Consider the following 14,144-nt stretch of genomic DNA (forward strand, 5'->3'; position numbering starts at 1 on the left):
GAGTTTTTTTGTATCCCAAACGTACAAACAACTATGCCCCTTCCACGATTTGAAAAAAGGCACATTATCTCGATTTCTACATTTGTCCTCCTCACATGTGTAGCGTACTTTTTATATGGCATTTTCATTGAAACCATCGACAATGAGTTAGAGAAGGAATTAAACTCCACAAGTATTCAAACAATCAAAGAGTTCACCCATATAGTATATAATGATATTATTGAACTCAACAATCTGAAAAACAGACTGGAATTAACCGATGGAATGTACTATAGATACTGGAATGAAGATGCTTCTGTAATTCTAAAGCAAAACCATTCCTTTCAGTTCATCGAATGGATTGACAGTTCGATGGTCATTAAAAAAATAGTCCCTGAGAAGGGAAATGAAAAAGCACTAAATCTAGACATTTCCAAAGTAGAATACCGCGCCGATGAATGGAAAAAGCACGTTAAAGACTCCACCATCAATATAACTCCATGGGCCACTATGACGCAAGGTGGAAATGCATTTTTGGTAGATATTCCCGTATTTTTTGATGATAAGTTTCAAGGTACGATTACTGCCGGGATGGACTTCACATCTGATTTTAATTTTATTCTTGGTAGTTTAGAAGAAGAATATGCGGTATTAATAAAAGATCAGAACCAAACAACCTTCTATGAATACAACAAGCTTGAAACCAGCAGTTTTAAAGAACAGCATTTTGTAAAAAGGCTTGTAAAATTAAGTGGACTGGATAATAAAGAGTGGACCTTTTGGTTCTCTCCTCTCAACCAGCATCCCATAATTAATAAGAAGCAGATTGCGAATCTATCGCTAGCCGCAGGGCTGATGTTCTCTATATTGACCAGTCTCCTGATATACTTTTATATGTCTACCCGAAAGGAAAACAAAAAGGTCTACGAGTCTAACGAACGCCTGATTCATTTAAATCAATCTTTGCAGAAAGAAAGGTTAAAAGCTGAAAAAGCATCGAAGGCCAAAACCGAGTTTCTATCTAATATGAGTCATGAAATCCGTACTCCGCTTAATGCAATTTTAGGATTCATCGAGGTGCTCAAAGATTCCGAATTAAGTGAAAATCATAAAAAGTATTTATCCCTGATGGACCTTTCTTCAAAAAAGCTCCTGAACTTAATAAATGACATCTTAGAATTTGACCGCATAGAGTCAGGTAAAACAGTTTTAAAGGAAGATGTCTTTTCTCCTGCAGAAGAATTACAAAACATTAAAGAGCTCTACAAGCTAAGTGCCCAGGATAAAAAAATAAACCTCTCGTTACAATTCATTCGCAACAACCATCATAATGTAGTTGGTGATGCTGGTAAATTTGGGCAAATATTCACCAATCTCATCAGAAACTCAATCAAGTTCACTGATCATGGAGCAATAGAGATCATTTATGATGAACGTATAGAATTCCAAAAATTATACCTGAAAATTATAGTTAAGGACACAGGTATTGGCATCCCAAAAAATAAATTAAGTTCCATTTTCAATAGGTTTACCCAAGTTGATTCCGGAAAAACAAAAAAACATGAAGGCGGTGGAATAGGCCTAACCATCACCTACCAGTTACTAGAATTAATGAAAGGGACTATTAAAGTAAGCAGCTCGGAAAAAATAGGTTCTGAGTTTGAAGTAAAACTTCATTTCCCATTAACAAGCAAACAACCCAAGCAGGAGGAACAGATTAACTCATCTGCACTTAATTTAAGGGATTTAAAAGTACTTATTGTCGATGACAACCAGTTAAACATAACGGTGCTGGAAAAATCGATTGAACGCTTTGGAATAAAAGATCCGGATGTAGCAAAAAATGGCCATGTTGCGATTGAAATGGCTCGATCAAATCGTTACGACCTTATCTTTATGGATATTCATATGCCGGAACTTGATGGATTTGATGCCACTCGTTTCATAAGAGAATTTGATTCTAATGTGATTATTTTTGGATTATCTGCCAATGTAACAAAGGAAGCAATTGATGAAGCTATAAGTGTTGGAATGAACGACTACATTACCAAACCGTTCTCATTGAAAAAACTCTATGTAAAACTGTATTATTATTTTGCAGAACAACATGTGATAAAATAAAAAAAGCCCTCCGCCTCGGCGGAAAAGCCTTTCATTGGTTTAACTACTAAACCTCACGCTAATGCGTGATAAACAACACAACTAAACATTAATGGGTCAAAAAAAGCTCCCAATAGTAAGAGAGCTCTTATTTATATTTTTGATGAAAAAGCTATTTTGCTTTCTCATTATTTATCGATTTCAAAATGACCGGACAGCAAATATAAAGACATTTTTATTACTGACAAATTATTTCGTCGACAATCATTTAATTGATCTTTATTTTTTAATAAACAAAAAGCCAGGTAAACCTGGTTTTTTGTTTATTCGGTATATGCTAATTTTTCTTTAGCCACCTCGGTCTCCTCTTCCTTTTTCTCATTTTTAGAATTGACTCTTGATCTAAACCATATCTTCACTTTATACACCATTAAGAACATTAACGGCACCATTATTAGAGTTAAGAAAGTAGCGACGAACAGTCCAAAAATCACCGTCCATGCCAACGGCCCCCAAAAGATCACGTTATCTCCTCCGAAATATATTTCCGGGTTGAAATTAGTGAACAAGGAGAAGAAATCAATATTGAGTCCGATTGCTAATGGGATCAAGCCAAGAATGGTTGTGATAGCAGTTAAAAGTACCGGACGAAGCCTTGCTCTACCACCATCGACAATAGCATCCTTTACCTGTTCAATATTCAACAAATCACTTTCTTCCATGCCGAGTTCATGCTTTTTTCGATCTATCAATAACTGGGTGTAATCAAGAAGAACAACCCCGTTATTCACCACAATTCCGGCTAACGATATAATTCCCATCATGGTCATCATGATCACAAAAGACCATCCCGTTGCCATTAAACCACCAAACACTCCTATTAAACTCAGGAAAATGGCAATCATTATAATGGTTGGCTTAGAGATCGAATTAAACTGAAACACCAGCAATAACATGATCAAGCCTAGTCCGGCAAAAAATGCTCCGAGTAAAAACTGCATTTGTTTTTGCTGTTCTTCGATCTGACCGGTAAAATCAAATTCTATGCCCTGCGGGGTATCAAAGCTTTGCATTTCCCTTTCAATTTCAGCAACAACAGCTCCAGCATCTGTAAAACCGGGAGACAGTCCTGAATAAACAGTTACAGCACGTTTTGTGTCTCTATGTTTTATGGCACTAAAGCCTGAGGTATTCTTTTGAGTGGTTACTGCCGATACAGGAATCTCCTTGATCTGCCCGTCAGAAGGATCTCTAAAAATAATGTTCTGATTAAACAAGGCGCTTTTATTATACCTGTCTTCCTGATTGAATCTCACATTGATATCATAATCTTCTCCGGACTCCTTGTAAACTCCTGCTTTCTCACCGAATAAAGAACGTCTTAACTGATTACTCACCTGTCCGACAGAAACACCTAGTTCTCCGGCTTTTTCCCGGTCGACCATCACCTTCATTGCAGGCTTCCCTTTATTCACATCAATTTTAAGTTCTTCGATACCCGGAATATTTCGGTTATTGATAAAGTCACGCATTTGTTCTGCTACAACAATCAATTCGTCATAATCTTCACCACTTATTTCAATATTAATAGGATATCCCACAGGAGGTCCGACCGCATCTTTTTCCACAGAAATTGCAACACCCGGATAGATTCCATGTAAAGCCTCCTGAACTTTCTTTCTTAGTTCTTCAGAGTCCTTGCCATTACGAAATTTATATTCACGCATAGTAGCGGTAATCTTACTTCGATGTGGCATTTCAGCTGAGGAACCTCCATCCGTTTGTGGGTTTCCAGCTCCTTCACCTACCTGAGCAACCGCAGATTCAACCATGAAGTTATAACCTCCATTCTTATACTCATCTTCGTTAAGAACAGCATATACCCGCTTCTCTATATCCTTTGTAAGCGCATTGGTTTTATCGATATCTGTTCCCTGGGGATATTCTACATATACAATGATCTGATTTGGTTTATTGTCTGGAAAAAACTCAATTTTAGTTCTCCCACTGCCTATAGACATTCCAAACAACATAAAAACGGTTATTAGCAAAGCAAAAGTACCTATCACAAAAGCACGTGGTCTCCAACCGCCGAGGGCGTATCTTAGAAAGTTTCTGTACTTGTTTTCTAACTTTACCAAGGTATTGCGCTGAAAACGATTCGCCCATTTTTTAACCACATATTTATACAACCAAAACATGCCGGCTGTAAATATCATTAACGTTCCAAACCCTCTGACAGGCCCACCAAAGATCAAGATAAATATCCCCGGAGGTATTAAAATCAGACTCAATCTAATGAGTTGTTTTTTGGTCAAAACCTTTTCTCCGATCTCCATGAATTGAGAAACCAGCATGGAATTAATGAAAATTGCTACAAAGAGTGATGAACCAAGAACTACTGACAGGGTAATCGGGAAAAATTTCATAAACTCACCCATTACCCCAGGCCACATACCCAGTGGTATAAATGCGGCAACCGTGGTAGCGGTTGAAATGATAATAGGGAATGCAATTTCACCAATTCCTTTTTTAGCTGCTTGAATTCTAGACATTCCTTCCTCTTCCATTAAACGGTACACATTTTCCACAACCACAATACCGTTATCCACCAGCATCCCCAGCCCCATGATCAATCCGAATAATATCATGGTATTTAGTGTATATCCCATTCCATTCAGTATCATGAAGGACATAAACATAGACATTGGAATTGCAAAACCAACGAATAAAGCATTTCTGAATCCAAGGAAGAACATCAGAACTCCCACTACCAAAATAATACCAAATATGATATTATTTACCAGGTCGCTAACCTGGTTTAATGTTTTTTCTGATTGGTCACTGGTAATGGAAATTTTTAAATCGCCGGGAAAATAATCTTCTTCCGCTTTTTTAACAACCGCCTTCACCTTATCAGCAGCTTCAATCATGTTTTTACCTGCTCTTTTTTTAACATCGAGCATGACTACATTATTCCCAAACTCTCTTGCATAGGTGGTTTTCTCCTCTTCCTTAAAACTAACACGAGCAATATCTCTTAGGTAAACGGCGCCATTATCTGATTTAACCACAAAATTATTCAGCTCCTTTGGGTTTTCGACCTCCCCTAAAATTCGAATGGTTCTTCGTTGCCCACTGGTAATTAAATTACCGGCAGACATGGTTACATTCCCATTGCGAATAGCATTAATAACATCGTCGAAACTTACTTTAGCCGCCATCATTTTATAGATGTCTACTGCAACCTCAACTTCTTTTTCCTGAGCTCCGCGTATATCTACCTGTTTAATTTCTTCAAGATCTTCGATCCTGTCTTCAAGATACTCTGCATATTCTTTCAACTTTTCGACGGGATAGTCTCCAGAAAAGTTCACATTCATTATTGGGAATTCTTCCGAAAAATTCAGGTCAAAAACATTGGGCTCTACTTTAGCTCCATTAAAAACCGGCCAATCTTCACTTGCTTTTTCGGTATCGACCTCATCTTTTACCTTTTGCTTAGCAGCTTCTACCGAAATTCCATCGTCGAACTCAACGGTAACAATTGCATAATCCTCCTGAGATGTAGATAAAATCTCAACAACATTACTTACGTTTTTCAAACTTTCCTCAAGCGGGTCGGTAATTAGCTTTTCAATATCCTCAGCCGTATTCCCCGGATAAGGGGTACTGATATATATCTTGGTTTCCTTTACCTCAGGGAAATCTTCTCTTGGCATTCCAAAATATGCTGAAAGTCCCAGCACCAAGAAGATAGATATCATCACATAGATCGTAGTTTTATTATCTATCGCCCACGAGGATAATCGAAATTCCTTATCTATTTTTTTACTATTATCAGCCATGGCTTATTTGTTGTCTAAAATTTTTACTTTTTGTCCTTCCTGAACACGACGTGCTCCTTCTTGTATTACTACATCCCCATTGGCAAGTCCTTCGATCACCTCTACATAATCACCCTGGGTTTTTCCAGTCTTAATTATAGCCTTATGAGCGGTTGCTACGCTATCCCCTTTTATTTCACCAACTTTATACACATATTGCTCGCCTTCAGCATTCTCTGAAATAATACTTTGCGGAATAAGAATAGCACGCTCACTGGTATAATCATTAATTTGAACTTTTGCAGTTAAATTAGGCTTGATAAGTCCTTTATGATTTGGGACAGCAACCTCTATTTTAAATGATCTGTTTGTTGGATTGATATAATTACTTACCTGGCGTACTTTTGTTTCTATCACCTCATCTCCTAACACAGGAAAAATCACTTTTACGTTTGTACTTTCTTTTATCGATGACAGGTATCGTTCCGGCACTTCAGTCTCAATATACATATTGCTCAAGTTCACAATGCGAATTAAAGGAACTCCAACATTTACAACAGATCCTTCATCCGTAATAATTTCATCGATGGTTCCTGAGAATGGAGCGACTACCCTGGTCTTAGCCAATTGGCTTTTCATTTGGGCCACGGCATTTTTAGTAGACTCATATTGTGTTTTCGCCTGTAAATACTGAATTTCAGAACCGATTTGCTGCTCCCACAATCTTTTTTGACGCTCATAGGTCGTGGCTGCTAATTCGGCCTGTACTTCCAACTGAGCTAACTGTGCTGCGAGTCCACCATCATCAATTCTGGCTAATACCTGTCCTTTTCTCACTGCTTGCCCTTCCTTAACGAGCACATCTAATAAGGTACCTGGATATTCAGCATTAATTACAATGTTTTGTTTGGTCGCCACACTACCCTGCAATTCAACATAGTGATGAAACAAGCTGTCTTTTGTGGTTAATGCTGTAACAAGTGATACTTTTGATGTTGTATCCAACTTCGAAATAGCTGCATCCAGGGTCCTTAACTCAGAGGCTAGTTCATCGTATTGAGCAACTATTTCTGATCGTTTTTCTTTAATGGCCGTTAAATCTCCTTCCGCAATAACATCGTCAGTCGATTTTTTACTACCTCCTCCACAAGAGGCTAATAAAAAGGCTACGGTTAATAGTGAATATATCTTTTTCATTGATTGTTTTGTTTGAATTCTAATTGGTATACTTATTATATTTCTATTCTTCTAATGGCACCAGATCTCCCGAATAAACAATATTATCGAGTTCAACTTTGCTATTAATTACGTCTAACATTGCCTGAAGGTAATCTTGTTGTGACGAGTATAACTGAACCTGAGCCTGACGTAATTCAAAACTAGTTGCAATTCCTTCTGTAAATTTAATCTGGTTCTTTCTTTCAATTCTTTCAGCCAGGTTGAGATTTTTTTTGGAGATGTTATATTTCTCCACAGAGAACTCATAATTACTTTGAGCATTTGCCAATTCAAGCTTTATGCGTTGTTCTACCTCGGTAAGATCGGTTTTTGACTTTTCATATTCGATTTTTGCACGTTGGGTGCGGGCGGTTCGTTCTAATGAGCTGAAAATTGGAATATTAAGGGTAAGTCCAATTAACGAACTTCCAAACCACTCCTGATCTTTATCAAAAAAGGTAAACTCATCATTGTAAGCCTGATACCCCCCGTTTAAAAATCCTGATAAAGAAGGAAGTGCTCTTGACTTTTCCAATTTCACCAATAATTCCTTGGAGCGCTCATCATTCGCTGCAATTTTATAATCGATATTCTCCTCCATTGAAAAGGCTGTATCATCTTGTAACTCTATGGCAAGACTCTGAATCGTAAGATCTTCCAGTTGATCAGTTAAATCAACTTTTTCAGTAACGTCAATACCCAGGGAAAGGCTTAGAAGCTTGTAAGCTATATCTCTTAACCTTATGCTATTATTGAGTGCATTTTCGATTTCAGTTAAAGTAATCTGAAGCTGCTCTACACTTTCTTCTTCCGCCAGACCATTTTCGAATGTTTTTTGAGTCTCGAACAGGTTATTTTCGAGTGTTGCTTTGTTCTTTTCCAGAATTTTAACGCTCTCTTCTGCAACCAGCACATTTCCATATGCACTAATTACATTAGTACGTACAGCTAAATCTGTTTTTACCTTGGCATTTTTAGAAATTTCAAGAAATACCTTTGCCGACTGAAGCCCTACCAAATAAGAGCCATCGAAAATTAACTGGGATAAAGTTGCCGTAGCATTTACATTTTGCTTTGTTCCGAATACAACTTCTTCGAACTCACCTGAGTTTCCACCAAAAAATTCGGCAGGAATTAACGACACCTGTTGTTTTAAAAAGTTTTGATAATCTACAGTTGCGTCAATTTGAGGTAGTCCGATAGCAGTGGTTTCCCATTTTTGCTTTTCGGCAATTTCTATATCCCTCGTTGCATTAACCGCTGTTCGGTTATTTTCTAATGCAAACTCAACTGCTTCTTCCAAAGAAAACGTCCGTTGTTGAGCTGATACGACTACGCATATCAACAAAAAGAAATAGGTTAATTTAATTTTTATCATTGTTTTGAGTTAATTATTGAATTGAGTATTAAAAGTCCTTTTTCGGTTGCAATCCCCCTTACATAATAATCAAGGAACACTTCCATGAGATAGGGCATACTATATTGGTGAGGAGGAAAAACATCTCCATTTTTTAATTCCATCATTCCATAGAAATAAAATTTTGAAATCACATCTACATCAATATCCTTTCTAAAAAACCCTTCTTCTACACCTCGTTTAAGGTTTTCGAGGATACAACTATCCATTTGCTGATATATCTTACTTCTAAGTGCTACATGAACCTTTGGATAATATTTCTGCAATTGATAATATGGTGACGATTTTTCATCTTTTAAATTCGACAACACAAATCCCTTGATATCGTATAGTTCCTCTATAGGGTTGTTATGGAGGCCACGAATACAATTAATTCCATTGGTAATGAAATCACATCTATGCATCGTACACGCCTCAACCAGTTCGGTTTTATTTTTAAAGTGCTGATATATTGTTTTTTTTGATATCCCCATTTCATTGGCAATATCATCCATTGTCACACTTTTAAAACCGACAGTTAAAAACATGTCTGATGCCTTCTCTATAATTTTTTCTTTCATAATTGAGGGCAAATTTAGACATGGAAACTTTAAAAACAAAAAAAGTTTCCAAAGTTTTAAGGTTATTTAACATTCAATTTATCATTGAGAGTGGCAGTATAAATATTATTTTAGCCGAAAATATCTAGTATATGTCGTCAATAGCCACGTACAGAGAGGCCTTTTGTGCTTATCTCGACCAAAAAGTTGCAGTTAAGGAACCCAAAAATCTATACGAACCGATGGTTTATATTTTGAATTTGGGTGGCAAAAGGTTAAGACCTGTATTAACCTTAATGACTACTGAAGTTTTTGGAGAGGATTACACTAAGGCACTAGACGCAGCACTTGCCATCGAAATATTCCACAACTTCTCCTTGGTTCATGACGACATCATGGATGACGCTCCACTCCGAAGAGGAAAAAAGACAGTACATGAAAAATGGGACCTTAATACAGGGATACTCTCAGGAGATGTAATGCTTATCGTAGCTTATAGATTTTTTGAAAATTACCCTGCTGAAAAATTCAGAGACCTTGCTAAGCTCTTTAGTAAAACGGCTATTGAAGTTTGTGAAGGGCAACAGTATGATATTGATTTTGAAACGAGAAATGACGTCAGTGAATCGGAGTATCTGAAAATGATCACCTATAAAACCGCTGTATTAGTGGGTACAGCGATGAAAATGGGCGCCATAGTAGCTGGTACAACGGAAGAACAAGCTCAGGCAATTTATGATTTTGGTTTAAACCTGGGGATAGCCTTCCAATTGAAAGACGATTATTTAGATGCCTTTGGAGATCCGGAAACTTTCGGGAAACAAGTTGGTGGAGACATTATCGAAAACAAGAAAACTTATTTATACATTAAAACTATAGAAAACCTTGATGATGACCGGGCTGAAGCACTAAAAACACTTTTCAACACGACTCCTGAAGATCCTGCTGAAAAGATCGACAGTGTTAAAGCTTTAATGCACAACAGTGGAGCTGTTAAACTTACCGAAGAAGCCATTGAAAAGTACACCAAAAAAGCCTTTGAGGTATTAAACACACTTGATATCCCCGTTCACAAAAAAGCTGTTCTACAAGAGTTTGGAGAACAGCTTATGGGAAGAACCGTGTAACCGTCTATCGGTTAAGATCAGTTCCAATTTTTAATCCGATAAAAAATGTTCTTGGTCTTTGAGGACCATACACATAATTTGCATCGCGATCTGCTCCCCGATCAAAGTCGGCCTGAAAGCTATTAAATATATTCTGTATCCCGCCATTGATTTGTAACTGAAAATGATTGGCTAAATCAAAGGTATAGGCGGTTCTGATATTCAGTTCAAAAAAGGAAGGCGTTTCTTCTAACCTGTCACTATCTATATAGCCAGCCATATGCGGAACATACATACCTCCAGTATACACTCCGGATATGGAGTTTTCCCATTTTTGGACAGGCTGATAATTAATCATAAAATTACCGTAAAAGTCGGGAGACTTAAAAAAGTTCTTCGCTCTTTCATCTACAACAGATTCGTCATCACTCCAACCTACTACCTCATCGTATTCCGAATTTTGCAGGGTTAAACCCGTTTGAAATGAAAGTTTGTCACTTGGGGCAAATTTCCCTTCAAAATTGACCCCATAAACATCAGCTCCAGTCGAATTCTTTTTCAAGTAAATCACCTGTCCTTCAGAGGCTTCTATACCCATAGCAATGAGCTCTTCTTCTGTAGCTTCTTCAGTAATAAAAGGATCGTTTAATCGTGTATAAAAACCTTCAACTGTGAATAAAACATCAAAATCCCTGGTAGATTTTCCAAAATCTAAAGACATTACATAACTATCCGATGTTTCTGATTTTAATCCCGGTGCAAATCGAACGAAAGAAACTTCCCCAGCAGCCAATGTAGCATGAATATCTTCGGTGAAATACTGAGGGGCCCGATATCCCTTGGCATAACTTGCACGTAATTGCATAGTCTCTTGTAAATCGTATAAAAGGTTAAACCTGGGATTTATATTGAGACTCTTTTCAGTTAAATTATGAACGTCTGCTCTCAATCCAGCCAGCACCTTTAAACGCTCTGTAAGCTGAAGCTCCTGTTGGGCATAGAAACCATAGACTCTCACCATTTGATCTATAAATGCATTATATCCGGGTTTGGCATCTTCCGTTTCCTGATACTGAAACTCAATTCCCCCGGTAAATGTCCCTTGCATTCCTAATATATCATCAAAGTCATTACTTAACTGTCCTCCTCCCAAAAGGCTTATATTCTCAGAATTCCCATAGCCTTTAATACTCTCTTCCAAAGAATCTCCCTTACCTCCATAGAAATTATCATTTTTAGAATGCTGTCCAGACACATAAAATGAAGTTTTAAGTTTATTATCCGGACTGAATAAATCATAGTTAAGAGCGCCCCCTGCCACAGAAGACACTATCTGTTCGGTTATATCAGACTCAAAAGGCTGAAGATGCAACTTATTTCCACCTCGCCTGAATTCAGAAATAGTGAAAAAATCTGCGCTCAACTTACTATACTTCCCTGGCTTATAATACCCGTTAAAACCCAGAGTTTTATTTTCTAATTCGGTTAATTCGGTAAAACCATCCTGATCTTTATCGTAAGGATTTCTATCTCTGTACATCCCATAGAAGGTTATTCCGGAAGCATAATCTTTTTCATTGACAATCGAACCATTTAAAGTTAACGATTTATCAGGAGCTTCACCGTCGATAAACCCGACATTAGAGGCTACTTCAAACATATTCTCAATAGGCTCTTTTGTAATTATATTTATGGTTCCTGCAATGGCATTAGAACCATACAATGCTGACCCTCCTCCTCGAACAACTTCAATTCGATCTACAATGTTTGCCGGTATTTGCTCTAAACCGTAAACACCATTTAATGAGCTGAACATTGGTTTACTATTTATAAGTATTTGCGAATAGGCTCCATTCAAACCATTCATCCGAACTTGTGAATACCCACAGTTCTGACAGTTAGTTTCCATTCTTAATCCAGGCTGAAAATTCAATCCCTCTGAAAGTGAAATGGCCTGGGTTGCCTTAAAGACCTCTTCACTGGTTACAGACACAATCACCGGAGCCTCTCTTCTGTTTTGCTCATTTCGGGAACCAGACACCACTACCTGATCAAGTCCCAATGCGTCTTCTTTGAGATAAAATTCTAAATCGAGTGTTTCATCCTTAATCACCTTAACCTTTTTTGTGATCTTTTTAAACCCTATACTTGAAACCACTAACTCATAATCTCCAACCGGTACTGCAAATTCAAAGGCACCCAAATCATCTGTTACGGCACCAACATTTATTTCAGGTAAGTATACGTTGGCAAATTCAACCGCGTGCCCATCATGCTTTACAATACCTTTCACTCTTCCCTTTTCTTGTGAGAATACCAAACTGCAACTCATCAATACTAAAACCAAAACTAACAACTTAGGTGGCATTTAATTTAAATTTTTAATTAGGTAAAATTATTTTTAGGCAAATCTAAAAATTTGTTTTTGTAAATAAAAATGTATTTTTGCCTAAACTTAAAAGTATAATGACTCGTTCTGAAGAAAATTACTTAAAAGCCATTTTTCACTTGTCAAATAATGGTGTGGGGGTCGTTGCGACGAATGCCATTGCCGACCAAATGGACACCAAAGCTTCATCTGTAACAGACATGGTGAAACGATTGTCTGAAAAAGACCTTGTGAAATACATTAAATATAAAGGCGTGGAACTCACGGCGCCCGGAAAACTTCATGCCGCAAAAGTGATCAGAAAACATCGGCTTTGGGAAGTGTTTCTCGTTGAAAAATTACATTTCAATTGGGATGAAGTCCATGAAGTTGCAGAACAACTTGAGCACATTAAGTCAGAAAAGTTGGTAGAGGAACTCGATTCATTCTTAGAATATCCAAAAGTAGATCCACATGGCGATCCAATTCCCGATAAACATGGAAATATTCAAAAACTAGACAAAGTACTTCTCGCATCGTGTAAAGCTGAGGAATCTGGAGTCTTTGTCGGGGTTGAAAACTCTTCTTCTGAGTTTTTGCAATATCTGGATAAACTGAAATTATCCCTGGGAGACATCATCGATATCATCGAAAAAGAAGCCTTTGATAACTCTATGCAAATAAGAGTTAATCAAGAACAGATCAACATATCAGCTTTAACAGCAAATAACATTTACATTAAGAAAAACAAATAATATAATGTTTAAAGAAATAATTTCATTCTTTGAGTCGATTGACCCTGTTTGGGGAGCCTTATTAGCAACTTCTTTTACCTGGTTTTTAACCGCTCTTGGAGCCTCGTTCGTCTTCTTTTTCAAAACAATGAAAAGAAGTGTTCTGGATGGAATGCTAGGATTCACTGGAGGAGTAATGGTAGCTGCAAGTTTTTGGAGTCTCTTAGCTCCTGCCATTGAAATGAGTGAAGGAGAAGGTTTCAAAAAAGTACTTCCTTCTGTTGTGGGCTTTGGATTGGGCGCTCTTTTCCTGTTTGTTCTGGATAAGTTCCTTCCCCATCTTCACATAAATTTTAAACCCAGTGACAAGGAAGGTATTGATACAGGCTGGCATCGTACCACCTTACTGGTACTGGCTATCACCTTACACAATATTCCTGAAGGCTTAGCTGTAGGTGTATTATTCGGCGGAGTGGCGGCAGGAATTCCTGAAGCATCAATTGCGGGCGCAGTGGTATTAGCCATGGGTATAGGAATACAGAACTTTCCGGAAGGTATTGCTGTTTCCATGCCTTTAAGAAGACAGGGACTCAGCAGGCGCAAAAGCTTTTGGTATGGTCAGTTATCAGCTATTGTAGAGCCCATTGCCGGGGTTATCGGTGCGGTAGCAGTCACTTTCTTCACACCTGCTTTACCTTATGCATTAGCATTTGCTGCGGGAGCCATGATTTATGTAGTGGTGGAAGAAGTAATACCGGAAACGCAGCAAGATAAATTTACCGATATAGCAACTTTAGGGTTTATTGGTGGTTTTCTGGTGATGATGACATTAGATGTTGCTTTGGGATAGTCATTG

The 14,144-nt window shown here is 37.7% G+C and carries 9 protein-coding genes; 4 read left to right on the top strand and 5 right to left on the bottom strand.

The genetic code is table 11. From position 1 onward, the window contains the following. Positions 1–33: 33 nt before the first annotated feature. Positions 34–2,100 carry a response regulator gene (locus tag P278_RS11950; protein ID WP_051413545.1) on the top strand — a complete coding sequence of 689 codons (2,067 nt, stop codon included), beginning with the start codon at positions 34–36 and terminating at the stop codon, positions 2,098–2,100. Positions 2,101–2,402: 302 nt separating this feature from the next. Here P278_RS11950 and P278_RS11955 read toward each other — a convergent pair whose 3' ends face one another. From P278_RS11955 to P278_RS11970, 4 genes are read right to left on the bottom strand one after another with little or no spacing between them, the layout of a single operon-like run. Further along, on the bottom strand, positions 2,403–5,927 hold the full coding sequence (locus P278_RS11955; RefSeq protein ID WP_038267084.1) for an efflux RND transporter permease subunit: 3,525 nt from the start codon (positions 5,925–5,927) through the stop codon (positions 2,403–2,405). A 3-nt stretch (positions 5,928–5,930) separates the two neighbouring features. Next, positions 5,931–7,103, bottom strand: coding sequence for an efflux RND transporter periplasmic adaptor subunit (locus tag P278_RS11960; protein WP_038267087.1), 1,173 nt, complete (start codon positions 7,101–7,103; stop codon positions 5,931–5,933). 43 nt (positions 7,104–7,146) lie between these two features. Then, positions 7,147–8,502, bottom strand: coding sequence for a TolC family protein (locus tag P278_RS11965; RefSeq protein WP_051413546.1), 1,356 nt, complete (start codon positions 8,500–8,502; stop codon positions 7,147–7,149). After that, positions 8,499–9,101, bottom strand: a complete 603-nt coding sequence (locus P278_RS11970; protein WP_038267088.1) for a TetR/AcrR family transcriptional regulator — start codon at positions 9,099–9,101, stop codon at positions 8,499–8,501. The genes P278_RS11965 and P278_RS11970 overlap by 4 nt, the downstream gene beginning before the upstream one ends. Positions 9,102–9,232: 131 nt before the next feature. Here P278_RS11970 and P278_RS11975 point away from each other — a divergent pair, with 131 nt between their 5' ends. Then, positions 9,233–10,207 (top strand): polyprenyl synthetase family protein, encoded by a 975-nt coding sequence (locus tag P278_RS11975; protein WP_038267091.1) that lies wholly within the window; start codon positions 9,233–9,235, stop codon positions 10,205–10,207. Positions 10,208–10,211: 4 nt separating this feature from the next. On the opposite strand, the gene P278_RS11980 is transcribed toward P278_RS11975, so the two are convergent. Then, complete coding sequence (locus P278_RS11980) at positions 10,212–12,554, bottom strand: TonB-dependent receptor (RefSeq protein WP_038267094.1); 2,343 nt, start codon at positions 12,552–12,554, stop codon at positions 10,212–10,214. Positions 12,555–12,652: 98 nt separating this feature from the next. On the opposite strand from P278_RS11980, the gene P278_RS11985 reads away from it, so the two are divergent. Beyond that, positions 12,653–13,309 (top strand): metal-dependent transcriptional regulator, encoded by a 657-nt coding sequence (locus P278_RS11985; protein WP_200909618.1) that lies wholly within the window; start codon positions 12,653–12,655, stop codon positions 13,307–13,309. 4 nt (positions 13,310–13,313) lie between these two features. Further along, the gene (locus P278_RS11990; protein WP_038267096.1) at positions 13,314–14,138 is read left to right on the top strand and encodes a ZIP family metal transporter; all 825 of its coding nucleotides are present in this window, start codon (positions 13,314–13,316) and stop codon (positions 14,136–14,138) included. The last annotated feature ends 6 nt before the right edge of the window (positions 14,139–14,144 follow it).

Origin of the sequence: Zhouia amylolytica AD3 (assembly GCF_000511935.2) — a bacterium.
Classification (GTDB): Bacteria; Bacteroidota; Bacteroidia; order Flavobacteriales; family Flavobacteriaceae; genus Zhouia; species Zhouia amylolytica.

Coding starts and splice junctions, on each gene's coding strand:
- P278_RS11950 (WP_051413545.1), top strand. CDS start 34: ATGCCCCTTCCACGATTTGAAAAAAGGCACATTATCTCGATTTCTACA.
- P278_RS11955 (WP_038267084.1), bottom strand. CDS start 5,927: ATGGCTGATAATAGTAAAAAAATAGATAAGGAATTTCGATTATCCTCG.
- P278_RS11960 (WP_038267087.1), bottom strand. CDS start 7,103: ATGAAAAAGATATATTCACTATTAACCGTAGCCTTTTTATTAGCCTCT.
- P278_RS11965 (WP_051413546.1), bottom strand. CDS start 8,502: ATGATAAAAATTAAATTAACCTATTTCTTTTTGTTGATATGCGTAGTC.
- P278_RS11970 (WP_038267088.1), bottom strand. CDS start 9,101: ATGAAAGAAAAAATTATAGAGAAGGCATCAGACATGTTTTTAACTGTC.
- P278_RS11975 (WP_038267091.1), top strand. CDS start 9,233: ATGTCGTCAATAGCCACGTACAGAGAGGCCTTTTGTGCTTATCTCGAC.
- P278_RS11980 (WP_038267094.1), bottom strand. CDS start 12,554: ATGCCACCTAAGTTGTTAGTTTTGGTTTTAGTATTGATGAGTTGCAGT.
- P278_RS11985 (WP_200909618.1), top strand. CDS start 12,653: ATGACTCGTTCTGAAGAAAATTACTTAAAAGCCATTTTTCACTTGTCA.
- P278_RS11990 (WP_038267096.1), top strand. CDS start 13,314: ATGTTTAAAGAAATAATTTCATTCTTTGAGTCGATTGACCCTGTTTGG.